Source organism: Micromonospora sp. NPDC049201, assembly GCF_055586805.1.
Genome location: NZ_JBVJHM010000011.1, coordinates 230,881 through 252,624 on the forward strand (window position 1 = coordinate 230,881; position 21,744 = coordinate 252,624).

Below are 21,744 nucleotides of genomic sequence, written 5' to 3' on the forward strand. Positions count from 1 at the left end.
CCGCGTCACGGTCAACCCCACGCCGCCGCCGTTGGTCACGGTACGTGAGCGCGGCCACCTATTTCCCCGGCCGCACCAGCCCCGTCTCGTACGCCAGGACCACCGCCTGCACCCGGTCCCGCAACTTCAGCTTGGTCAGCACGTGCCCGACGTGCGTCTTGACCGTGGTCTCGCTGACCGACAGCGCCCGGGCGATCTCGGCGTTGGACAGCCCGCGCGCCACCTGCACCAGCACCTCCCGCTCCCGGTCGGTCAGCGGGTCCAGCACCCGCGGCCGGCTGGCCGCCGGATCCGGCAGCACGTCGGCGAAGCGGTCCAGCAGCCGGCGCAGGATCCGCGGCGCCACCACCGCCTCCCCGGCCGCCACCGTGCGGATCGCGGCAACCAGGTCCTCCGCCGGCACGTCCTTGGCCAGGAAGCCGCTCGCCCCGGCGCGCAACGCGCCGACCACGTACTCGTCCAACTCGAACGTGGTCAGCACCAGCACCCGTACCGGCAGTCGGGCGTCCACGATCGTCCGGGTCGCGGCCACCCCGTCCATCCGCGGCATCCGGATGTCCATCAGCACCACGTCGGGCAGCAGCCGCCGGGACAGCTCCACCGCCTCCACGCCGTCGCCCGCCTCGCCCACGATGTCCAGGTCGTCCTCGACCCCCAGCACCATCCGGAACCCGGCCCGCAGCAGCGGCTGGTCGTCGGCGAGCAGGACCCGAACCGGTCGGGGCGCGGCGGCGTCGGTCATCGTCTCCCTCGTCGTGCTGGACGGCGGTCAGCCCGGAACCGGGTCGGCCGGGGCGGGCGGGCGCCGGGCGCACACCCGGAGACCGCCGCCCGGCGTCGACCGGTCCGCAGGAACCACCGTAGAGGGCGACCGGTTCCCGCACGCCGACGCACCGGATCCGATCCAATCGCCCACCCACCGCCCCACCGCCCCACCCCCGCGCTCACCCGCCCCCGCCCCACCCCCGCGCTCACCCGCCCCCGCCCCGCCCCCGCGCTCACCCGCCGCTTTCACGGAAAGCGTGCCCACGAGGGTTCCTGGGCGCCCGCTTTCACGGAAAGCGGGCCCATTGAGGTGTCGTGACGCACGCTTTCCCGGAAAGCGGCCTCATCGGGGTCCGCGTGACCCGACGTCGGGAGAAGCCAGCCCGCCCGGGGCGGGGGTGACACTTTCCGGGAAAGCGTGGGTATCAGCGCCGGCATGGCCCCACTTTCCGGGAAAGCGGGCCATGTCCGGGGAAAGGGAGGCGGGCGCGCGGCGTCGGGTGGGGCGCACGGGCGGCGTGGGTTGGAGAGGAGAAGGGCGCGCACGAGCGGGATACGTGGGCGCGCTGCCTTTGGCGGATCGGGGGGCGGGCGGGGGATAGGTGGCGCGCTGCCCGTGGTGGATCGGGGGGCCCGGGTGAGGGTGGTGGGCGCGCGGCCCTGGTGGATCGGGGGCGCGAGTGAGGTGGGTGGGCGCGCTGCCCGTGGCGGATCGAGGGCCCGGGCGGGCGGGCGCTGGGCTGGCGTAGCGGGGACGACCCGCCCGTCGACGGATCCGGGCTCCGAGGGCTCAGCCGGCGGGGGCGGGCCTCACTCGTCGGCCCCGGGACTGGCCGGCCGGGAACGGGCGTCCACCAGCGGGTCGGGCGCGGCGGCGGCCACCGGGAACGGCGGCGGCGTGCCGCCGAAGGTCGGGCAGAGCGCCTGGTGGCTGCACCAGTCGCAGAGCCGGCTCGGCCGGGGACGGAAATCCTGCCGCGCGGTGGCCTGCTCGATCGCCCGCCACAGCGCCACCACCGTGCGCTCGAAGCGCACCAGCTCGTCGGCGTCGGGCGCGTAGTCGCAGACCTCGGCGTCCTTGAGGTAGAGCAGGCGCAGCACCCGCGGCACCACGCCCCGGGTCCGCCACAGCACCAGCGCGTAGAACTTGAGCTGGAACAGCGCCCGCGCCTCGAACGCCTCGCGCGGCGCGCCGCCGGTCTTGTAGTCGACCACCCGCAGCGCGCCGTCCGGGGCCACGTCGAGCCGGTCGAGGTAGCCGCGGATGAGCAGCTCGTCGTCGACCACCGCGGAGATCAACGCCTCGCGCTCGGCTGGCTCCAGCCGGCGCGGGTCCTCCACCGCGAAGTAGCCCTCCAGCAGCCCCGCCGCCGACCGCAGGAACCCCTCCACGCCGGCCGGGTCGCCGTCGGCGAACAGCGTCGCCAGCTCCGGCTCCTCGGTGACCAGCCGGTCCCACTGCGGGGCGACCAGATCGCCGGCCGACTCCGGGGTGCGTGCCGGGGCCGGCAGGTCGAACAGCCGCTCCAGCACGGCGTGCACCAGCGTGCCCCGGGCCTGCTCGACCGTGGGGCGCTCCGGCAGCCGGTCGATGCTGCGGAACCGGTAGAGCAGCGGGCAGGTCTTGAAGTCGGCCGCCCGCGACGGCGACAACGACGCCCGCACCGTGACCGGCGTCGGTGCCGCCGTCGGGTCGCCCTGCGTGTCGATCACCGGTTCCGCCGTCATGCCCGGAAGGTTAGGCCACCGGTGTGACACCACCACCGTCGCCGTGCCGGATCATGATCTACAGACGCGTAGCATCGCCGGGGTGGAGCAGCGGACCCGACGGCCGCGCCGGCCCGGGCTGAGCCTCGGCCGGGTCTTCGGCGTGCCGCTGCGCGCCGACGCGTCGATGCTGCTGCTCACCGTCGTGGTCACCGTGCTCTACGCGGCGCTGGCCCGCCGCCAGCTCGACCTCGGCCCGCTCGGCGGCTACCTGGTCGGCTTCGGCTTCGTCGTCTCGCTGCTCGGCTCCGTGCTGCTGCACGAGCTGGGACACGCGCTCACCGCCCGCCGGTTCGGCATCGGTGTGCGGGGAATCACGCTGGAACTGCTCGGCGGCTACACCGAGATGGACCGGGACGCTCCCGACCCCCGGACCGAGCTGCTGATCTCCCTGGCCGGCCCGGCCGTGTCCGCCGTGCTCGGCGCCGGCGCGGTCGCCGCCACGCTCACGCTGCCCGCCGGCACCCTCGGCCACCAGCTCGCCTTCCAGCTCGCGGTCAGCAACGTGGTGGTGGCGATCTTCAACAGCCTGCCCGGGCTGCCGCTGGACGGCGGGCGCGCGCTGCGCGCCGCGGTCTGGGCGCTCACCCGGGACCGGCACCGGGGCACCGAGGTGGCCGGCTGGGTCGGCCGGGCCGTGGCGCTGGGCACGCTGGCCCTGGTGGTGGCGCTCACGCTGCGCCGGGCGCTCGCCCCGCTGGCGTTGCCGCTGCTCCTGCTGGTCGCGTTGACGCTGTGGCGGGGCGCCGGGCAGTCCATCCGACTGGCCCGCATCGGTCGCCGGCTGCACCTGGTCGACCTGACCCGGCTGGCCCGCCCGCTGCTGCCGGTGCCCACCGGCACGCCGCTGGCCGAGGCGCAGCGCCGCCGCGCCGAGGCGGGCACGCCGGACGCCGCGCTCGCCGTGGTCGACTCCGCCGGCCGGACCGTCGCGCTTGTCGACCCGGCGCGCGCCGCCGGCGTACCCCCGGAACGGCGGCCGTGGCTCGCGGTGGACGAGGTGGCGCGCGGCCTGGCCGCGCTGCCCGCCCTGCCGGTCGGCGCGGACGGCGAGCGGGTGCTGGAGACCGTCCGCACCCACCCGGGCGCGCAGTACCTGGTGACGGCAGGCGAAGATGTGGTCGGCGTGCTCCACGTCGCGGACCTCGCCCAGCTCCTCGAACCGAAACGGAAGACGAACACGTGACCGCAGAGAACTCCACCGTCCCGGCGCTGCCCCCGGTCCACCGCGGGCCGTTCCGGATCGGCGACCGGGTCCAGCTCACCGACCCGAAGGGCCGGATGCACACCGTGACGCTGGAGCCCGGCAAGGAGTTCCACACCCACCGCGGCATCCTCAAGCACGACACGCTGATCGGCCTGCCCGACGGCAGCGTGGTCACCACCGCCGGCGGCGGCACCGCCTTCCTGGCGCTGCGACCGCTGCTCTCCGACTACGTGCTCTCCATGCCCCGCGGCGCGCAGGTGATCTACCCGAAGGACTCGGCGCAGATCGTCGCGATGGGGGACATCTTCCCCGGCGCCAAGGTGCTGGAGGCCGGCGCCGGCTCCGGCGCGCTGTCCTGCTCGCTGCTGCGCGCCGTCGGCACCGAGGGGGAGCTGCACTCCTTCGAGCTGCGCGACGACTTCGCCCAGATCGCCCGGCGCAACGTCGAGGCGTTCTTCAACGGCCCGCACCCGTCCTGGCGGCTGCACGTCGGCGACGTCGCCGGCTGCGCCGAGACCGGCTTCGACCGGATCATCCTCGACATGCTGACCCCGTGGGAGATGCTCGACATGGTCGAGCGGGCGCTGGTCCCCGGCGGCGTGCTGATCGGCTACGTGGCCACCACGCCGCAGCTCTCCGAGCTGGTCGAGGCGCTGCGTGAGCGCGGCGGCTGGACCGAGCCGCGCGCCTGGGAGTCGATGGTCCGCGACTGGCACGCCGAGGGTCTCGCGGTCCGGCCGGACCACCGCATGATCGCGCACACCGCGTTCCTGGTCTCCGCCCGCAAGCTCGCCCCCGGGGTCACCGCGCCGCCGCGTCGGCGCAAGCCCAGCAAGGGCGCCGAGGCGTACGCGCAGCGCCGCGACGCCCTGCGCGCCGCGGCGGCGGCCCGGCCGGCGGAGGAGCCCGACCAGTCCTGACCCCGCCGCGCGAACCGCCCACGGTCGGGCGGATCATGTGTGCCCGTGGGGACGACGACACCGGAGACGGTAAGCATGACAGAGCGGACCGGGACGCGCGGTGGGCGTGTCCGTCCCGGCCCCGGCGGTACCGGTCGACGGGAGGTGGCGTGAGCAGTCCCGGCTACGGCAACGGCGAGATGCCCGCCGTCTTCCCCGACTGGTCGCCCTACGCCGACCTGGAATCGGCCGCCCGGGCGTACCTGCGGGACCCCGACATCGCCCTGGAGGCGCTCGGCGGGGTGCTGCGCGGGGCCTCCGTGCTCGGCTTCACGCTGGAACGCTTCGTCAACGAGGTCAACGGGGTGTGGCAGGAGGTCGTGGTCTGCGACGGCAGCCGGCTGGTGCTCTGGCACGGCGAGGACGTGCCGCCGGGGGAGGGGCCGCCCGGCGCGATGACCTCGTCGCTGCGGGTGGTGCCGGTCTCCACGGTCACCGAGGTCGGCTGCCGGCGCCGGCTCACCCGCGCCGAGGACGGCACGGTCCGGGTCGACAGCATCGACGTGTACCTGCTGCTCAGCTCGCTTGACGAGGCGCCGCCGAGCGACGAGGCGGCCGGTACCCCGCGGCACGACGCGCTGCGCTTCGGCAAGACGCTCGACGACGGCGGCGCCGGGCAGATCACCCGGCTGGAGGAGTTCGCCCGGCTGGTGGCCTCGGTGGTCGGCCGGCCCATGCTCTGAAGCCGGCCCATGCTCTGCGCCGACCGGGGCTCTGAGTCGGTGGCGGCCCAGGCGGCACGACGCGGCCCGGGGACGGGGTCCCCGGGCCGCGTCAGCCGTGCGTCAGTCCTCGGCCTCCGGGCCGGCCACCTCGACGCCGTCGCTGCTCCGCGTCACGTGGATGCACTCGCCCGGACACTCCTTCGCCGAGTCGATCACCTCGAGGCGCAGGTGCTCCGGCACGTCCACCCGGGCGCCCGGGGCCTGCCGCAGCTCGCCGTCCGGGCCCTTGACGTACGCCAGGCCGTCGACGTCGAACTCGAAGACCTCCGGGGCGTACTGCACACACAGCCCGTCACCCGTGCAGAGGTCCTGGTCGACCCAGACCTGCAACTGGTCGGTCGCGACGTCGGTCACAAGCACCCCCCATGTTCTCCCGTCCCGGACTCTGACGGTACCCGAACGCCCGTACCCGCCCGTCGACCAGCCCTTGGCGATCAAGCTTCGGTGACGAGCGCGTTGCGGAGGACCGAATCGGGCTCATAGCGGCTAGTGTTAGCTCAGAACGTTCAAGCCCCCCGGGGAGGTGGGACGTGGCACGCAGCGACGACGCGGACTCGCGCGCCGCACGGTGGGAAAAGGAAGCCCACGATCTCTCCACGCAGGTCGCGTTCCTGCAAGAGGAACTCGCTCTGGTGCGGCGCAAGTTGACCGAAAGCCCCCGACACGTCCGGCAGCTCGAAGAGCGGCTGGCGGCCACCCAGGCACAGTTGGCGCGGCTGACCGAGAACAACGAGCGGCTCGTGAGCACCCTCAAGGAGGCTCGCGCGCAGATCGTGACGCTCAAGGAGGAGATCGACCGGCTCGCCCAGCCACCCAGTGGCTACGGCGTCTTCCTGGCGAAGCACGACGACGGCACGGTGGACGTGTTCACCGGTGGGCGCAAGCTCCGCGTCGCCGTCTCGCCCTCGCTGGAGACCGACGAACTGCGCCGTGGGCAGGAGGTCCTGCTCAACGACGCGCTCAACATCGTCGACGCGTTCGGCTTCGAGCGGGTCGGCGAGGTGGTGATGCTCAAGGAGATCCTGGTCGGTCCGGACGGCGCGCCGGGTGACCGGGCGCTTGTGGTCTCCCACTCGGACGAGGAGCGCATCGTGCACCTCGCCGAGACGCTGATCGGCAGCCCGATCCGGGCCGGCGACTCACTCATGATCGAGCCCCGCTCGGCGTACGCGTACGAGCGGATCCCGAAGAGTGAGGTCGAGGAGCTGGTCCTGGAGGAGGTGCCCGACGTCGACTACGAGGACATCGGTGGCCTCCAGGCGCAGATCGAGCAGATCCGCGACGCGGTGGAGCTGCCGTTCCTGCACGCCGACCTGTTCCGTGAGCACCAGCTCCGGCCGCCGAAGGGCATCCTGCTCTACGGTCCGCCCGGCTGTGGCAAGACGCTGATCGCCAAGGCGGTGGCCAACTCGCTCGCCAAGAAGATCGCCGAGCGGTTGGGCAAGGACCGGCACACCAGCTTCTTCCTCAACATCAAGGGTCCCGAGCTGCTCAACAAGTACGTCGGCGAGACCGAGCGGCACATCCGGCTGATCTTCCAGCGCGCCCGGGAGAAGGCCGGCGAGGGCACCCCGGTGATCGTGTTCTTCGACGAGATGGACTCGATCTTCCGCACCCGCGGCTCCGGCGTCTCCTCCGACGTGGAGAACACCATCGTTCCCCAGCTGCTCAGCGAGATCGACGGCGTGGAGGGGCTGGAGAACGTCATCGTCATCGGCGCCTCCAACCGGGAAGACATGATTGACCCGGCGATCCTGCGGCCCGGCCGGCTCGACGTGAAGATCAAGATCGAGCGGCCGGACGCCGAGGCGGCCAAGGACATCTTTACGAAGTACGTCCTCGCCGACCTGCCGTTGCACGCCGACGACCTGGCCGAACACGGCAGCGACCCGCAGGCCACCGTGGCCGCGATGATCGACGCCGTCGTCCTGCGGATGTACTCCGAGACCGAGGAGAACCGCTTCCTCGAGGTCACGTACGCCAACGGCGACAAGGAAGTCCTCTACTTCAAGGACTTCAACTCCGGCGCGATGATCCAGAACATCGTCGACCGGGGCAAGAAGATGGCCATCAAGGAGTTCCTCACCTCCGGGCGCAAGGGGCTGCGGTTGCAGCACCTGCTCGACGCCTGCGTCGACGAGTTCCGGGAGAACGAGGACCTGCCCAACACCACCAACCCGGACGACTGGGCCCGCATCTCCGGCAAGAAGGGCGAGCGGATCGTCTACATCCGCACGCTCGTCTCCGGCGGCAAGGGCACCGAGGCCGGCCGGTCCATCGAGACCGCCAGCAACACGGGCCAGTACCTCTGAGACCGGCCCGACCGGGGCGGCGCCACACCGGCGCCGCCCCGGTCGGTCGTCTCCGAGCGGGACGGCGCGCCACCTACCGTCGATGTGCCGACTACGCTCGACGTGACGGGGACCGGGACGGCGAGCGGAGCGGGCAGGTCGATGAGCGTCAGACGGATCATGGGCACCGAGGTCGAGTACGGCATCTCCGTGCCCGGCCAGGCCGGAGCCAACCCGATGGTCACCTCCTCGCAGGTGGTCAACGCCTACGGGGCGCGACCGGAACTCAACCGGGGCGGACGGGCCCGCTGGGACTACGAGGAGGAGTCGCCCCTGCGCGACGCCCGCGGGTTCACCTACTCCGGGGCGGCGTACGACCCAGCCGAGGCGCTCGCCGACGAGGACCTCGGGCTGGCCAACGTGATACTCACCAACGGCGCCCGGCTCTACGTCGACCACGCCCACCCCGAATACTCCACCCCGGAGGTGACCACCCCGCTCGACGTGGTCCGCTGGGACAAGGCGGGCGAGCGGGTGATGGCCGAGGCGGCCCGACGGGCCGCCACCATCCCGGGCACCCACCCGATCCACCTGTACAAGAACAACACCGACAACAAGGGCGCCAGCTACGGCTCCCACGAGAACTACCTGATGCGCCGGCAGACACCGTTCGCCGACATCGTGGCGTACCTGACGCCGTTCTTCGTGACCCGGCAGATCGTCTGCGGCGCCGGCCGCGTGGGCATCGGTCAGGACGGCGGCCAGAGCGGCTTCCAGATCTCCCAACGTGCTGACTTCTTCGAGGTCGAGGTCGGGCTGGAGACCACGCTCAAGCGGCCCATCATCAACACCCGCGACGAGCCGCACGCGGACGCGGACAAGTACCGCCGGCTGCACGTCATCATCGGCGACGCCAATCTCTCCGAGATCTCCACGTTCCTCAAGGTCGGCACCACGTCGCTGATCCTCGCCATGATCGAGGAGAAGGCGCTCGGCGCCGACCTGGGCATCGCCGACCCGGTGGGTGAGCTGCGCGCGGTCAGCCACGACCCGTCCCTGAAGCACCTCATGCGGATGCGCGACGGTCGCCGGCTGACCGCGCTGGACGTGCAGTGGGCCTACCACGAGCGGGTCCGTTCCTTCGTGGACGAGCGGTACGGCCCCGACGTGGACGCGCAGACCGCCGACGTGCTGGACCGCTGGGAGAGCGTGCTGGACCGGCTCGGCCGCGACGCCTTCGAGTGCGCCGACGAGCTGGACTGGGTGGCCAAGCTGCGGGTGCTGGAGGGCTACCGGGAGCGGGAGAAGCTCGGCTGGGGCTCGCACAAGCTGCAACTGGTCGACCTGCAGTACTCCGACGTGCGGCCGGAGAAGGGCCTCTACCACCGGCTGGTCCAGCGCGGCTCGATGAAGACGCTGCTCACCGACGAGCAGACCCGCACCGCGATGACCGAGCCGCCGGAGGACACCCGGGCCTACTTCCGCGGCCGGTGTCTGGCCCAGTACGCCTCCGAGGTGGTGGCCGCGAGCTGGGACTCGGTCATCTTCGACGTGGGCCGGGAGTCGCTGGTCCGGGTGCCGATGATGGAGCCCGAGCGGGGCACCCGCGCGCACGTCGGTCAGCTCTTCGACAGGTGCGAGAGCGCCAAGGATCTGCTGGAGCTGCTGACCGGCGGCTGAGCCGGTTGCCGGAAGGCCCGTTGCGTGCCGAACCCGGCGCGCGGCGGGCTTTTCGTCGCCCGCGCGAGGTAAGTTGATCGCAGGCGATCGTGGAGGAGGCACCACCATGGCGACGCAAGAGGGTGGGCAGACCCAGTCCGGCAAGTCCCACGAGGAGGTCGAGGAGGTCACCGCGCAGGCCAATCCCGAGGTGGCCGAGCGGCACGCCGAGATCACCGAGGACGTCGACGACCTGCTCGACGAGATCGACTCCGTCCTGGAGGAGAACGCAGAAGAGTTCGTCAGGGGCTATGTACAGAAAGGGGGCGAATAGGTCTAGTCGGTCAAATCGGACATGCCCAAGAACTCCGACGACCGGGATGGCTACCGCCGTTGTCGGGACTGTCACGAGTGGAAGCCGCTCGAAGAGTTCTGCGCCAACAGTCGTCGCCCTGACGGCCGGGGCAGTTACTGCAAGCCCTGCTTCAACCTTCGTTCGAAGGCGAGCTACGCCAGGCGCCTGAAGGAGAAGCAAGGGCGGGAGGTGCGGGAGCTGCCAGCCGTTCCGGATGGCCACCGTCGTTGCCCGACATGCGGCGAGACGAAAGTGCTCGACGACTTCCCGCGCAATCGGTCCGGGCGGGGTGGTTACGGCCGATACTGCAAGCCGTGCCACAACGAGAAGGGCAAGGAAACGCGGCAGCGGCTCTACGGCGGCAATCGCGAGTACCACCTGCGTCGCCGCTACGGGGTCGGGGAGAAGGAGTTCCAGGACCTCCTGGCCGAGCAGGGCGGCGTGTGCGCGATCTGCCGGCGTCCCGATCCGGAACATCTGGACCACGATCATCGCACCGGATGGGTCCGCGGGATACTCTGCTTCAACTGCAACGGCGGTCTCGGCCAGTTCAAGGACAACCTCGACAACCTGGCCGGGGCGATCACATACCTGAGAGGAACCACGTGGCAGCGGGTTTTGATCCATCCGGGCGTCTTCCAGATGTGTTCACCAACGCGGGGACGTCCTCCTTCACCACGTTCCTGAGCAAGGCGGCCCCCGAGATGCTGCCGGGTCGTCGGCCGCTGCCGCCCGGCATGGCCGCCGACCTGGCGCCGCACGCGACCACCATCGTGGCGATCGCGGCCGCGAACGGCGTGGTCATGGCCGGCGACCGCCGCGCCACCATGGGCAACCTGATCGCCCAGCGGGACATCGAGAAGGTGCACCCGGCCGACGCGTACTCGCTTGTCGGCATCGCGGGCACGGCGGGCATCGGCATCGAGCTGATGCGACTGTTCCAGGTGGAGCTGGAGCACTACGAGAAGATCGAGGGCGCGATGCTCTCGCTCGACGGCAAGGCCAACCGGCTGGCCTCGATGATCCGGGGCAACCTGGGCGCGGCCATGCAGGGCCTGGCCGTGGTCCCGCTGTTCGCCGGCTTTGACCTGGCCGCGAGCGACCCGGCGCGGGCCGGCCGGATCTTCAGCTTCGACGTGACCGGCGGTCCCTACGAGGAGACCGGTTACGACGCGATCGGCTCCGGCTCGCTGTTCGCCAAGTCCGCGCTGAAGAAGCGCTTCCGGGCCGGCCTGTCGGTCGACGACGCGACGCGGCTGGCCGTCGAGGCGCTCTACGACGCCGCGGACGACGACACCGCCACCGGCGGCCCCGACCTGACCCGGCGGATCTACCCGGTCGTGATGACCGCGACGGCCGAGGGCACCCACCGGCTCACCGACGCCGAGACGGCGGCGATCGCGGAGAGCGTGGTGTCCGGTCGGATGGAGAACCCCGGCGGCTGACCCCGCTCGCACGTCCACCGAGTCAGCAGTCCCGCACCACAGGTACGAAGGAGAACCGCCGCCGTGGCCATGCAGTTCTACGCCTCGCCCGAGCAGATCATGCGCGACCGCTCCGAGCTGGCCCGCAAGGGCATCGCCCGGGGCCGCAGCGCGGTGGTCCTGAGCTACGCCGGCGGGGTGCTCTTCGTCGCCGAGAATCTGTCCAGCACGCTGCACAAGGTCAGCGAGATCTACGACCGGATCGGCTTCGCCGCGGTCGGCCGGTACAACGAGTTCGAGAACCTGCGGCGCGCCGGGGTGCGGATGGCCGACCTCAACGGCCTGAGCTACGACCGGCGCGACGTGACCGGGCTGGCGTTGGCGAACGCGTACGCGCAGACGCTGGGCGCCATCTTCACCGAGCAGTCGAAGCCGTTCGAGGTGGAGATCTGCGTGGCCGAGGTGGCTGCCTCGCCGGACGACGACTCGCTCTACCGGGTGACCTACGACGGCTCGGTCAACGACGAGCCGGGCCGGATGGCGATGGGCGGCCAGTCCGAGGCGATCGCCGGGGTGCTGAAGAACGAGCACCGGCCGGAGATGTCGCTGTCGGAGGCGGTACGCGCCGCGATGAAGGCGCTGAGCAGCGTCGGCGGTGAGGGCGGGGCGGCCCGGACGATCGCGGCGAACCAGTTGGAGGTGGCGGTCCTGGACCGGCGCCGGGTGGGCCGGACGTTCCGGCGGATCACCGGCGCGGCGCTGACCGCGTTGCTGGACGGCGACGCGGAGGGGGACGTCGCGCCGGCGCCGGGCCGGGCGAAGACGCCGACGGTGCCGACCGAGGAGGCGAAGAAGCCGATCACGTCGGCGGGTTCGGCCGACCTGGAGGGCAATCGGGAGGACGCGCCCGGCGAGTGACACCGGCTTCCGAGCCCCGCCACATCGCTGAGGTGGCGGGGTTCGTCGCTGTCCGGGGGTCCCGGCGTACGACGCTGACGGCGGGCGCTGCCCATCGGGGGCTCCGGGCGGCTAATGTCTCATCATGGAGCGGCGAATCTTCGGCCTCGAGACCGAGTACGGCGTCACCTGCACCTATCGCGGGCAGCGCCGTCTTTCCCCCGACGAGGTCGCGCGGTACCTGTTCCGGCGGGTGGTGTCGTGGGGCCGGTCGAGCAACGTTTTCCTGCGTAACGGAGCCCGCCTCTATCTGGACGTGGGCTCGCATCCGGAGTACGCGACGCCGGAGTGCGACTCGGTGACCGACCTGGTGGCGCACGACCGGGCCGGCGAGCGGATCCTGGAGGGGCTGCTCGTCGACGCGGAGAAGCGGCTGCACGACGAGGGCATCGCGGGCGAGATCTACCTGTTCAAGAACAACACCGATTCGGCCGGCAACTCGTACGGCTGCCACGAGAACTACCTGGTGTCCCGGCACGGAGAGTTCGGCCGGCTGGCCGACGTGCTGATTCCGTTCCTGGTCACCCGGCAGTTGATCTGCGGTGCGGGCAAGGTGTTGCAGACGCCGCGCGGCGCGGTCTACTGCCTGTCGCAGCGGGCGGAGCACATCTGGGAGGGCGTCTCGTCGGCGACCACCCGGAGCCGGCCGATCATCAACACCCGGGACGAGCCGCACGCGGACGCGGAGCGCTACCGCCGGCTGCACGTCATCGTCGGCGACTCCAACATGAACGAGGTCACCACGCTGCTGAAGGTCGGCACCGCCGACCTCGTGCTGCGGATGATCGAGGCCGGCGTGGTGATGCGGGACCTGACGTTGGAGAACCCGATCCGGGCCATCCGTGAGGTGTCGCACGACATCACCGGCCGGCGCAAGGTTCGGCTGTCCTCCGGCAAGGAGGTCTCGGCGCTGGAGATCCAGCAGGAATACCTCGCGAAGGCGACGGAGTTCGTGGAGCGCCGGGGCGGGGACCAGACCGCGAAGCGGGTGGTGGAACTGTGGGGGCGGGTGCTGCGGGCGGTGGAGACCGGTGACCTGGACCCGGTGGCGCGCGAGATCGACTGGGTGAGCAAGCTCAAGCTGATCGAGCGTTACCAGCGCAAGCACGACCTGCCGCTGTCGCATCCCCGGGTGGCGCAGATGGATCTGGCCTATCACGACCTGCGTCGTGGCCGGGGGCTGTACGGGTTGCTGGAGCGCCGGGGCGAGGTGGACCGGGTGGCGAACGACCCGGAGATCTTCGAGGCGAAGGAGACGCCGCCGCAGACCACCCGGGCGCGGCTGCGTGGTGAGTTCATCCGGCACGCGCAGGAGAAGCGGCGTGACTTCACCGTCGACTGGGTGCACCTGAAGCTGAACGACCAGGCGCAGCGCACGGTGCTCTGCAAGGACCCGTTCCGCGCGTACGACGAGCGGGTGGAGCGGCTGATCGCCAGCATGTGAGCGCGGCGGCGGCCGGTGCCTTGGTGCCGGCCGCCGCGGCCCCGGTAGGCTGGCCCCGCCATGGACACTTCCGAACCGCAGGGCCGCGAGCGCGGCCAGACCTCCGGCCGCGAGCGGGACGGCGGCGCCGAGAAACTCAAGTGGATCGACCGGCGGCGGGAGAAGATCCGCGCCGAGATCGCGCGCAACCGCCGCGGCGACCACAGGGTGCCGACGTGGGCGATGGCGGTCGCGCTGGCGGTGATCGTGGCGGCCTGGATCGGGCTGATCGTCTTCTTCGGCTGAGGCCGGGCCGGCGGGGTGGCTCAGCCGAGCAGGCCGGCGGCGTACCGGCCGGCGGCGGCGGCGGCCAGGAAGTAGGCGTGGTCGGCGTCGAGGCCGCGGCCCATCGTCGAGAGCCCGACCGGGCTGGCGCGCAGCGCCGCGTCGAGGCCGTCGGTGGGCACGGTGACGACCCGGTGCCGGTCCGCCAGCGGTGCCAGCGCCGCCGACACGTCCGCCGCCAGTTCCGGGTCGAGGCCGTCGGGCACGACCAGCTCCGCGGGGGCCAGCGCGACCCGGCCGTACGCGGTGAGGCTGTGGTGGGAGACGCCGCGGTGCCGGGGGCGGGGATCGGCGTCGGAGATCCGCAGTGAGCCGACCGGGCGTCCGCCCAGCGTGGCGACCGCGTTGACGGCTTCACCGACGGCGACGCCGGAGAAGCCCCAACGGGTGCCGGTGCCGAGGTTGCCCGGCCCCTGGGCGACGATCGCCAGGTCGGCGTGGAGCACGTGCCGGGCGGCGAGCAGGCCGCTGTGCAGCGTGCTGGCTTCCAGGTCGCCGCCGAACGCCTGGCCGACGCTGACCGTGCCGGCGAGGTGGCCGGCGAGGCCGGCGAGGGTGCGGGAGAACCAGGCGGGCAGCGCGCCGCCGTCGGTGAGCAGGTACGCGATCCGGGCGTGCGGGGCGTCGGCGTGCACGCCGGCCAGGATCGCCGGCAGGGCGGAGTGCAGGTCGGCGGTGACCACCGGCATGCCGTCGACGGACTCGGCGGTGGCCAGCCGGTGGTGGTGCGGGGAGGCTTCCTCGTCGACGCCGAGCAGGATCGGTTGCAGCGGCGTGTAGCGGGCCTTGACGAGGTGCCCGGCGTCGCGGCTGTCGCCGGCCTGCGGCGGGTCGGCGGGGAGCCGGTCGGGCAGCGCGACGACCAGGGCGTAACCGCCGGTCCCGAGGCCCATCAGCAGCGCGCCGGCGTTGAGCAGCACGCGGTCGCCGGGTTCCGGGTCGCCGACCAGCGCCGGGTAGGCCAGGGCCCGCATCCGGGCGCCGTCGGGAAGGTCGACGTCGAGTTCCACGGCACCGGCCCACCGTCGTCGTACCGTCGTGACCGTGCCGGACCGCCATCGCACCATGACCGGCAACCTATCGGCCGGCGGCGGGGCGGGCGACGGCCGGGTCAGGCGTCCTGGTCGACGGGTCGACCGGGTTCGTCCTGGGTGGTCCGGGCGCGCCGGCCGGTGGCGCGGGACCGGGTGGGGTCGAGGAAGACGTACGCGATCTCCGGGAACCGCCCGGTGAGTCGGCGTTCCGCCTCGTCGGCGGCGGCCTCGATCTCGGCGCCGGTGGCGTCGTCGCGGAAGTCGACCTTGGCGGCGACCAGGATGTCCTCCGGGCCGAGGAACATGGTCATCAGCGTGTCGACCCGGTCGACCGTCGGCAGCGCGGCCAGCTCCTGCTCGATCTGCCGGTGGGTGCGTTCCGAGACGGCGCGGCCGACCAGCAGCGAGATGTTGCTGTGGGCCAGGATCGCGGCGACCACCAGCAGCAGCACGCCGATGAGGATGGAGGCGACGCCGTCGTAGAGCTCGTCGCCGGTGAGGTGGGACAGGGTGAGCCCGGCGGCGGCGATGAGCAGGCCGATCAGCGCGGCGCTGTCCTCCAGGAAGACCGCCTTGACCGTGGTGTCGGCGGTGAGCCGCAGGTAGCGGCGGGGAGTGGTGCGCCAGCGCCGGGACTCGCCGCGCACCTGCCGGACGGCCCGGGCCAGCGACACCGACTCGATGGCGAACGAGATCGCCAGCACCACGTACGCGACCAGGTAGTCGCCGGTGTGTTCGTGCACGAGGATGGTGGTGACGCCGTGGGTGATGGCGAAACCGGCGCCGGCCACGAACGTGAACAGCGCGGCGAGGAACGCCCAGACGTAGCTCTCCTTGCCGTACCCGAACGGGTGCCGGGGGTCGGCGGGCCGCGCGCCGCGCCGCAGCGCCAGGTAGAGCAGCACCTCGGTGGTGGTGTCGGCGACCGAGTGGGCGGCCTCGGAGAGCATCGCCGCGGAACCGGAGAGCAGGCCCGCGACCAGCTTGGCGATCGCGATGGCGAGGTTCGCCGCGCCGGCCACCACGACGGTGCCGACGCTCTCGGTCTTGACTTCCGGTTCCGCCATGGGCTCACCCTATGGCCGGTCCGGAGGGGCCGCGCGGTGAGGCGGACGGGGCCGCTCGGGTGGTGACCGCGCGCCGCGCCCGCGTGGGTGCCCGCGTCGGACGCGCGGGCTGCTAGCGTTCGGTACGTGTCCCGGACCCGTACCGAACGCCTGGTCAACCTGGTGATCTGCCTGCTGTCGACGCGGCGTTTCCTGACCGCCGCCCAGATCGCCGCGACCGTGCCCGGCTACGAGCACGACCCGGACGACGCCAAGGACCACGAGGCGTTCCAGCGCAAGTTCGAGCGCGACAAGGCCGAGCTGCGGGAGCTGGGCGTGCCGCTGGAGACCGGCACGGCGAGCGTCTTCGACGCCGAGCCGGGCTACCGGATCGCCCACCGGGAGTACGCGCTGCCCGACATCCCGCTGGAACCGGACGAGGCCGCCGCGGTGGGCATCGCGGCCCGGCTGTGGCAGCACGCCGGCCTGGCCGCCGCCGCCTCCTCGGGGCTGGCGAAGCTGCGCGCCGCCGGCATCGACGTGGACCCGCAGGCCACCCTGGGTCTGGAGCCGATGGTGACGGTCGATCCGGCGTTCGCCCCGCTGACCGCCGCCGCGCGGGACCGCCGGGAGGTCGCCTTCGACTACCGGGTGCCGGACCGGGACGCGCCGACCCGCCGCCGGGTGCAGCCGTGGGGCGTGGTGTGTTGGCGCGGCCGGTGGTACGTGGTCGGTCACGACCTGGACCGGGCGGCGACCCGCTGCTTCCGGCTCTCCCGGGTCGTCGGCGCGGTCCGGGCGACCGGCGAGCCGGGTGCCTACCAGCCGCCCGCCGGGGTGGACCTGATCAGTCACGTGGCCCGCTGGTCGGGGCCGGTGGAGCGCACCGGCCGGGCGACCGTGCTGGTCACGCCGGGCCGCGCCGCCGGGCTGCGGCGCTGGGCGGTGGAGAGCGACGCCGGGCCGGACGGGGACCGGCTGGTGCTGCCGTACGCCGACGCCGAGTTCCTGGCCGGCCAGATCGTCGGGTACGGCCCGGACGTGCGGGTGCTGGAGCCGCCGGAGGTTCGGGAGGCGGTCATCCAGCGGTTGAAGGAGGTCGCGGCCCGGCACGACGAGCTGGCGGTGGCCGGGGGTGCCCGGTGACCCGGCCGGCGGCGGCCCGCGCCGGCCGTGCCTCGGCCGACCGGCTGGCCCGGCTGCTCAACCTGGTGCCCTACCTGCTGGCCCGCCCCGGCATCGAGATCGCCGAGGCGGCGCACGACCTGGGCGTGACCGAGCGGCAGCTCCGGGAGGATCTGGAGCTGCTCTGGGTGTGCGGGCTGCCGGGTTACGGCCCCGGTGACCTGATCGACATGGCGTTCGACGGCGACCGGGTGACGATCACCTACGACGCCGGCATCGACCGGCCGCTGCGGCTCACCCCCGACGAGGCGTTGGCCCTGGTGGTGGCGCTGCGAATGCTCGCCGAGACGCCCGGGGTGGCCAACCGGGAGGCGGTGGAGCGGGCCCTGGCGAAGATCGAGAGCGCGGCCGGTGACCTGGGCGGCGCGCCGGTGGAGGTGCTGCTGCCCGGCGACACCGACCGGGTGCGGGAGCTGCGCGCCGCGGTCGAGCGGGGCCGCGCGCTGCGGATCACCTACTACACGCCGGCGCGGGACGAGTCCACCGAACGCACCATCGACCCGTTGCGGATGCTGTCGGTCGGCGGCCGGGCGTACGTGGAGGCGTGGTGCCGCCGCGCCGAGGCGGTCCGGCTGTTCCGGGCCGACCGGATCGACGCGGTCACCGAGCTGCCGGAGCGGGCCGTGGTGCCGCCGCAGGCCCGCCCGCACGACCTGCGGGACGGGGTGTTCCGGCCGTCGGCCGAGCTGCCGTTGATCACGCTACGGATCGGCCGGGGCGAGCGGTGGATCACCGAATACTATCCGTGCGAGCGGGTCGAGGCCGACGGCGAGCAGTGGCTGGTGTCGCTGCGGGTCACCGACCTCGGCTGGGCCCGCCGGTTCGTGCTCGGGCTGGGCCCGGACGCGACCGTGGTGGCCCCGGCCGAGCTGGCCGAGCAGGTCCGCGCGCAGGCGGTCGCCGCGCTTGACGCGTACGCGGTCCCGACCGGCACCGCCGGTCCGGCGGTCACCGGCGTCACCCGATAGGCTGACCGCGTGGTGATGTGGATCGTGCTCGGGGTCGTGCTGTTCGCGCTGGTCGTGCTGGCCCTGGCGGTCCGCCCGGTGGTGGCCCGGCTGTCCCGGCTGCGCCGTTCGGCGGTGGCGTTGCAGCGCCGGGCCGTCGAGGCGGAGTCGCTGCGCTCGGCCGCCGAGGAGTTGCAGGCGCGGGCCGAGGCGCTCCAGGAGCGGGCGACCGTCGCGCAGGAGCGGATCACGTTGATCAAGGCCAAGCGCGGGGAGTAGTGATCGACGCGTGCCGTTTCCCACCCGAATGCGCCGGGACGGGTGGTTGACGGGACACTTCGGGTTGGCCGAGACTTCACCGACCGGGTCGGCACCAGCGGGCCCGGCAGGGGTGGCAAGCCGCTGCGACGCACGTACGATGGGCGGCGACCCACCTCACCACCGACACAGAGCGACTGGAGCTTCCCATGGGTGCCCTCAAGCCGTGGCACATCGCCGTACTCGTGGTCGTGCTGATCCTGCTGTTCGGCGCGAAGCGGCTCCCGGACGCGGCCCGCTCGCTGGGCCGTTCGCTGCGGATCATCAAGGCCGAGACGAAGAGCCTGCACGACGACGACCGTGACCTGGCCGAGAAGGCCGACGCGCAGGCCGCCTACCAGCCTCTCCCGCCGCAGCAGCCGGTCCAGGGCCAGCAGCAGTTCGCGCAGCCCCAGCAGCAGTATGCTCCGCAGCCGCAGCAGCCGGTCGCCCCGCCGGTCGACCCGGTGCAGCGCGTCCGCGAGAACTGATCCGAAGGGGCCTCATCACCGTGGCCTTCGGGTTGAAGAAGCGCGGGCCGAGCACGTTCGCGCGCGCCGCCGACGGCTCGATGACGCTCATCGAGCACATCCGCGAGCTGCGTAACCGACTGTTCCGGGCCTCACTGGCGATCCTGTTCGGCTTCGGCTTCGGCGTCTGGCTGTCCGGGCCGGTGATGCACCTGCTGCAGAAGCCCTACTGCGACCTGCCCAAGGCGCGGTTGATCAACGGCGACTGCAATTTCGTGCAGCTCGGTCCTGCCGACCTGTTCCTGCTGCAGATGAAGGTCTCCCTCTGGGTCGGCCTGATCATCGCGGCGCCGGTGTGGCTGTACCAACTCTGGGCGTTCATCGCGCCCGGCCTGCACCGGCACGAGCGGCGCTACGCCTACTTCTTCACCGCCCTGGCGGCGCCGCTGTTCGCGGCCGGTGCGGTGCTGGCGTTCTTCGTCACCGCCAAGGGCCTGGAGTTCCTGCTCGACGTCTCCGGCGGCGGTGACGTCACCACCACGCTCGACATCACCCGCTACATCGGGTTTGTCACCAACCTGATCCTGCTGTTCGGGGTGGCGTTCGAGTTCCCCCTGATCGTGCTGATGCTCAACTTCGTCGGCCTGGCCAGCGCGAAGCGGCTGCTGAGCTGGTGGCGCGTGGCGATCTTCGTGTTCTTCGCGTTCTCCGCGGTGGTCACGCCGACACCGGACCCGTTCGGCATGACGGCGCTGGCGTTCTGCCTCTCCGCGCTCTACTTCGGCGCGGTGGGGTTGGCGTTCCTCAACGACAAACGGCGTGGACGTGGGCGCGAGGTCTACGCCGGTATCGACGACGACGAGGTGTCGCCGCTGGACCTGTCGAACGAGCCGGTGCCGACCGGCGCCCGGATCGAGGCGTCCGCCCCGGTGGCGGCCCCCGAGCCGGTCGCCGCGCCGGCGCCGATCGAGCGCCGCTACGACGACATGACCTGACCCTTTCCGCTCGTCCCGAACGCCGTCCCCGCTCCTCGGGGGCGGCGTTCGCCGTTGCGGGAGGTGGGGTGGATCGGGGCTCAGGCCACCCGGCGGGCGGCGGTGGGGGACAGCGGCGCGACGGCGTCGGGGTGCAGGACCGCGGCGATCGCCTCGGCGCCGTCGACCAGGCGGGGACCGGCCCGCACGATGAGCGCGTCCGCGTCCACCGCCCAGACCTCCGCGTCCGGGAAGTGCCCGGCCACCGCGCCGGCCTGGTCGGCGGCCCCGTCGAGCCGGAAGCCGCACGGCGCGACCAGCACCACCTCCGGCTCGGCGGCACGCAGGTCCGCCCAGGTCGTCGGTGTGGACCGGGCCCCCGCACTGGTGGCCACCGGCTCGCCGCCGGCCACGTCCACCAGGTCCGGGATCCAGTGCCCGGCGCCGAACGGCGGGTCCACCCACTCGACCACGGCGACCCGCCGCCGGGGCCGGCCGGCCACCGCCGACCGGATCGCCGCCAGCCGGGCGCGCAGGCCGTCCACCAGGGCCTCGGCGCGGTCCGGCACCCGGGCCGCCGCGCCCACCGCGCGGATCGTGCCCAGCACGTCGTCGAGCGTGTACGGGTCGAGCGACAGCACCTCCGCCCGCGCGCCGAGATGGTCGACGGCGTCGGCCACCCGGCCGGACGGCAGCGCGCAGACCCGGCACAGGTCCTGGGTGAGGATCAGGTCCGGGTCCAACCCGGCCAGCGCGCCGGCGTGCAACGTGTACAGGTCGTCGCCGGCGGCGACCCGCTCCCGCACGTACGCGTCGATCTCGCCGGGGCTCATGCCGCGGGTGTCCCGACCGCCCACCACCACCGTGACGCCGGCCCGGTACGACGGTGGCACCTCGCACTCGAACGTCACCCCGACCAGGTCGTCGCCGAGGCCCAGCGCGTAGACGATCTCGGTGGCCGACGGGAGCAGGGAAACCAGACGCATGCCGCCCATCATGCCGGCCCGGCGCGCGGCTGCACATTCGAGTCGCCCTCGGGCCTTGCCGCCACCGCCGGCCCGCTTAGACTCTGCTGACTCCGCCGAGTCCCACGCCCGTCCCGGTCAGCGCGCTGACCTCCGCTCCGGAGAGCCCCGATGAAAAGCCGTACCGCCGCCGTCCTGACCGTCCTCTGTGCCGCCACCGCGCTCACCGCCTGCGGCGACGACGAGCCCGCGCCGAAGGGCGAGCAGGTTCCGGTGACCGCCACCGACACCAGCTGCGAGGTCACCACCACGCTGTTCACCCCCGGCACGGTGACCTTCACCGTGACCAACCGGGGGCAGCAGGCCACCGGCGTCTACGTCTACGGTCGGGAGGGCGACGGCTTCACCAAGGTGATCGCCGAGGTGGCCGACGTGCCGGCGGGCCGCACCGGCGACCTGCGCGCCACGCTCGCCACCGGCTCCTACGAGGTGGCCTGCAAGCCGGGCCGGCAGGGCGACGGGGTGCGGACCCGGATCACCGTCTCCGACGACGGCAACGTGGCCAGCGCCGCGGCCGAGACCGCGTACGACCGGGCGGTCTCCGTCGAGCTGACCGGTGACACGCTCACCGGCGCGGACGGGCTGATCGCCGAGCCCGGCGAGAAGCTCTCGCTGAAGGTGACCAACAAGACCGCCGGCGCCCGGACGCTGTACGTGCTCAACCCGGACGGCAAGCGGATCGCCGAGCTGAAGGCGGAGCCGAACGGCACCGCCGAGACGGTGGTGGCCCTGGGCGCGGCCGGGAACTGGACGCTCAAGGTCAAGGGCGACGGGGTGCCGTCGCTGAGCAAGCGGCTGGTGGTGCGCTGACCGGAAGAGTTTGCGACGCGGGTGCATCCATCGGGGACGGTGCGGGCGAAGCAAGGGTCGTGACGACAGTCACGGACCT

At 72.7% G+C, this 21,744-nt stretch carries 23 protein-coding genes; 17 read left to right on the forward strand and 6 right to left on the reverse strand.

Annotated elements, in window-relative coordinates:
• Positions 1–58: 58 nt before the first annotated feature.
• Both ACZ6O5_RS24210 and ACZ6O5_RS24215 read right to left on the reverse strand, forming a co-directional pair.
• Complete coding sequence (locus tag ACZ6O5_RS24210; protein ID WP_465980073.1) at positions 59–742, reverse strand: response regulator; 684 nt, start codon at positions 740–742, stop codon at positions 59–61.
• An 833-nt stretch (positions 743–1,575) separates the two neighbouring features.
• Positions 1,576–2,493 (reverse strand): RecB family exonuclease, encoded by a 918-nt coding sequence (locus ACZ6O5_RS24215; RefSeq protein ID WP_465980074.1) that lies wholly within the window; start codon positions 2,491–2,493, stop codon positions 1,576–1,578.
• A gap of 82 nt (positions 2,494–2,575) precedes the next feature.
• Here ACZ6O5_RS24215 and ACZ6O5_RS24220 point away from each other — a divergent pair, with 82 nt between their 5' ends.
• The 3 genes from ACZ6O5_RS24220 (at position 2,576) to ACZ6O5_RS24230 (ending at position 5,381) form a co-directional block, all read left to right on the forward strand.
• Entirely contained in the window at positions 2,576–3,718 is a 1,143-nt protein-coding gene (locus ACZ6O5_RS24220; RefSeq protein WP_465980075.1) for a M50 family metallopeptidase, read from the forward strand.
• Entirely contained in the window at positions 3,715–4,659 is a 945-nt protein-coding gene (locus ACZ6O5_RS24225; RefSeq protein ID WP_465980076.1) for a tRNA (adenine-N1)-methyltransferase, read from the forward strand. The genes ACZ6O5_RS24220 and ACZ6O5_RS24225 overlap by 4 nt, the downstream gene beginning before the upstream one ends.
• 149 nt (positions 4,660–4,808) lie before the next feature.
• The gene (locus ACZ6O5_RS24230; RefSeq protein WP_343447548.1) at positions 4,809–5,381 is read left to right on the forward strand and encodes a hypothetical protein; all 573 of its coding nucleotides are present in this window, start codon (positions 4,809–4,811) and stop codon (positions 5,379–5,381) included.
• Between the two features lie 102 nt (positions 5,382–5,483).
• Here the strand turns inward: ACZ6O5_RS24230 and ACZ6O5_RS24235 are convergent, their stop codons facing one another.
• The gene (locus tag ACZ6O5_RS24235; RefSeq protein WP_465980077.1) at positions 5,484–5,777 is read right to left on the reverse strand and encodes a ferredoxin; all 294 of its coding nucleotides are present in this window, start codon (positions 5,775–5,777) and stop codon (positions 5,484–5,486) included.
• A 176-nt stretch (positions 5,778–5,953) separates the two neighbouring features.
• On the opposite strand from ACZ6O5_RS24235, the gene arc reads away from it, so the two are divergent.
• From arc to ACZ6O5_RS24275, 8 genes are all read left to right on the forward strand, one after another.
• Complete coding sequence (arc, locus tag ACZ6O5_RS24240) at positions 5,954–7,735, forward strand: proteasome ATPase (protein WP_107155587.1); 1,782 nt, start codon at positions 5,954–5,956, stop codon at positions 7,733–7,735.
• A 141-nt stretch (positions 7,736–7,876) separates the two neighbouring features.
• Complete coding sequence (dop, locus tag ACZ6O5_RS24245; protein ID WP_465980078.1) at positions 7,877–9,394, forward strand: depupylase/deamidase Dop; 1,518 nt, start codon at positions 7,877–7,879, stop codon at positions 9,392–9,394.
• A gap of 106 nt (positions 9,395–9,500) precedes the next feature.
• Positions 9,501–9,707: a ubiquitin-like protein Pup gene (locus ACZ6O5_RS24250; RefSeq protein ID WP_046562769.1), complete on the forward strand. Its 207-nt coding sequence runs from the start codon at positions 9,501–9,503 to the stop codon at positions 9,705–9,707.
• Positions 9,708–9,728: 21 nt separating this feature from the next.
• Positions 9,729–10,415: an endonuclease domain-containing protein gene (locus ACZ6O5_RS24255; RefSeq protein ID WP_465980079.1), complete on the forward strand. Its 687-nt coding sequence runs from the start codon at positions 9,729–9,731 to the stop codon at positions 10,413–10,415.
• Positions 10,334–11,173, forward strand: a complete 840-nt coding sequence (gene prcB / locus ACZ6O5_RS24260) for a proteasome subunit beta (RefSeq protein ID WP_199199544.1) — start codon at positions 10,334–10,336, stop codon at positions 11,171–11,173. The genes ACZ6O5_RS24255 and prcB overlap by 82 nt, the downstream gene beginning before the upstream one ends.
• Positions 11,174–11,236: 63 nt before the next feature.
• Positions 11,237–12,070, forward strand: a complete 834-nt coding sequence (gene prcA / locus ACZ6O5_RS24265; RefSeq protein WP_465980080.1) for a proteasome subunit alpha — start codon at positions 11,237–11,239, stop codon at positions 12,068–12,070.
• Between the two features lie 124 nt (positions 12,071–12,194).
• Positions 12,195–13,553: a Pup--protein ligase gene (gene pafA / locus ACZ6O5_RS24270; protein WP_465980081.1), complete on the forward strand. Its 1,359-nt coding sequence runs from the start codon at positions 12,195–12,197 to the stop codon at positions 13,551–13,553.
• Positions 13,554–13,613: 60 nt separating this feature from the next.
• Entirely contained in the window at positions 13,614–13,838 is a 225-nt protein-coding gene (locus ACZ6O5_RS24275) for a hypothetical protein (RefSeq protein WP_465980082.1), read from the forward strand.
• Positions 13,839–13,858: 20 nt separating this feature from the next.
• Here the strand turns inward: ACZ6O5_RS24275 and ACZ6O5_RS24280 are convergent, their stop codons facing one another.
• Complete coding sequence (locus ACZ6O5_RS24280) at positions 13,859–14,944, reverse strand: DUF3866 family protein (RefSeq protein WP_465980083.1); 1,086 nt, start codon at positions 14,942–14,944, stop codon at positions 13,859–13,861.
• A gap of 44 nt (positions 14,945–14,988) precedes the next feature.
• Entirely contained in the window at positions 14,989–15,978 is a 990-nt protein-coding gene (locus tag ACZ6O5_RS24285; protein ID WP_281940770.1) for a cation diffusion facilitator family transporter, read from the reverse strand.
• A gap of 126 nt (positions 15,979–16,104) precedes the next feature.
• Between ACZ6O5_RS24285 and ACZ6O5_RS24290 the strand changes: the two genes are divergently transcribed.
• The 5 genes from ACZ6O5_RS24290 to tatC all read left to right on the forward strand — a co-directional run bounded on the left by ACZ6O5_RS24290 (position 16,105) and on the right by tatC (position 19,851).
• A complete protein-coding gene (locus ACZ6O5_RS24290) occupies positions 16,105–17,103 on the forward strand; it encodes a helix-turn-helix transcriptional regulator (protein WP_465980084.1) in 999 nt (332 codons plus the stop codon).
• A complete protein-coding gene (locus ACZ6O5_RS24295) occupies positions 17,100–18,110 on the forward strand; it encodes a helix-turn-helix transcriptional regulator (protein WP_465980085.1) in 1,011 nt (336 codons plus the stop codon). Before ACZ6O5_RS24290 ends, ACZ6O5_RS24295 begins: the two co-directional genes overlap by 4 nt.
• 15 nt (positions 18,111–18,125) lie before the next feature.
• Positions 18,126–18,368 carry a hypothetical protein gene (locus ACZ6O5_RS24300; protein WP_374709255.1) on the forward strand — a complete coding sequence of 81 codons (243 nt, stop codon included), beginning with the start codon at positions 18,126–18,128 and terminating at the stop codon, positions 18,366–18,368.
• 188 nt (positions 18,369–18,556) lie between these two features.
• Positions 18,557–18,877 carry a Sec-independent protein translocase subunit TatA gene (gene tatA, locus ACZ6O5_RS24305; protein WP_465980086.1) on the forward strand — a complete coding sequence of 107 codons (321 nt, stop codon included), beginning with the start codon at positions 18,557–18,559 and terminating at the stop codon, positions 18,875–18,877.
• A 20-nt stretch (positions 18,878–18,897) separates the two neighbouring features.
• The gene (gene tatC, locus ACZ6O5_RS24310) at positions 18,898–19,851 is read left to right on the forward strand and encodes a twin-arginine translocase subunit TatC (RefSeq protein WP_465980087.1); all 954 of its coding nucleotides are present in this window, start codon (positions 18,898–18,900) and stop codon (positions 19,849–19,851) included.
• Between the two features lie 80 nt (positions 19,852–19,931).
• Here tatC and ACZ6O5_RS24315 read toward each other — a convergent pair whose 3' ends face one another.
• Entirely contained in the window at positions 19,932–20,816 is an 885-nt protein-coding gene (locus tag ACZ6O5_RS24315; RefSeq protein WP_465980088.1) for an ABC transporter substrate-binding protein, read from the reverse strand.
• A gap of 150 nt (positions 20,817–20,966) precedes the next feature.
• Here ACZ6O5_RS24315 and ACZ6O5_RS24320 point away from each other — a divergent pair, with 150 nt between their 5' ends.
• Positions 20,967–21,665 (forward strand): hypothetical protein, encoded by a 699-nt coding sequence (locus tag ACZ6O5_RS24320; RefSeq protein WP_465980089.1) that lies wholly within the window; start codon positions 20,967–20,969, stop codon positions 21,663–21,665.
• The last annotated feature ends 79 nt before the right edge of the window (positions 21,666–21,744 follow it).

What these genes read in the sequence shown, in the direction of transcription:
- ACZ6O5_RS24300 (WP_374709255.1), top strand. Translation starts at nt 18,126, where the DNA reads ATGTGGATCGTGCTCGGGGTCGTGCTGTTCGCGCTGGTCGTGCTGGCC.
- dop (WP_465980078.1), top strand. Translation starts at nt 7,877, where the DNA reads ATGAGCGTCAGACGGATCATGGGCACCGAGGTCGAGTACGGCATCTCC.
- tatA (WP_465980086.1), top strand. Translation starts at nt 18,557, where the DNA reads ATGGGTGCCCTCAAGCCGTGGCACATCGCCGTACTCGTGGTCGTGCTG.
- ACZ6O5_RS24215 (WP_465980074.1), bottom strand. Translation starts at nt 2,493, where the DNA reads ATGACGGCGGAACCGGTGATCGACACGCAGGGCGACCCGACGGCGGCA.
- ACZ6O5_RS24285 (WP_281940770.1), bottom strand. Translation starts at nt 15,978, where the DNA reads ATGGCGGAACCGGAAGTCAAGACCGAGAGCGTCGGCACCGTCGTGGTG.
- ACZ6O5_RS24210 (WP_465980073.1), bottom strand. Translation starts at nt 742, where the DNA reads ATGACCGACGCCGCCGCGCCCCGACCGGTTCGGGTCCTGCTCGCCGAC.
- ACZ6O5_RS24255 (WP_465980079.1), top strand. Translation starts at nt 9,729, where the DNA reads ATGCCCAAGAACTCCGACGACCGGGATGGCTACCGCCGTTGTCGGGAC.
- ACZ6O5_RS24315 (WP_465980088.1), bottom strand. Translation starts at nt 20,816, where the DNA reads ATGCGTCTGGTTTCCCTGCTCCCGTCGGCCACCGAGATCGTCTACGCG.
- ACZ6O5_RS24250 (WP_046562769.1), top strand. Translation starts at nt 9,501, where the DNA reads ATGGCGACGCAAGAGGGTGGGCAGACCCAGTCCGGCAAGTCCCACGAG.
- pafA (WP_465980081.1), top strand. Translation starts at nt 12,195, where the DNA reads ATGGAGCGGCGAATCTTCGGCCTCGAGACCGAGTACGGCGTCACCTGC.
- ACZ6O5_RS24280 (WP_465980083.1), bottom strand. Translation starts at nt 14,944, where the DNA reads ATGGTGCGATGGCGGTCCGGCACGGTCACGACGGTACGACGACGGTGG.
- ACZ6O5_RS24320 (WP_465980089.1), top strand. Translation starts at nt 20,967, where the DNA reads ATGAAAAGCCGTACCGCCGCCGTCCTGACCGTCCTCTGTGCCGCCACC.
- ACZ6O5_RS24275 (WP_465980082.1), top strand. Translation starts at nt 13,614, where the DNA reads ATGGACACTTCCGAACCGCAGGGCCGCGAGCGCGGCCAGACCTCCGGC.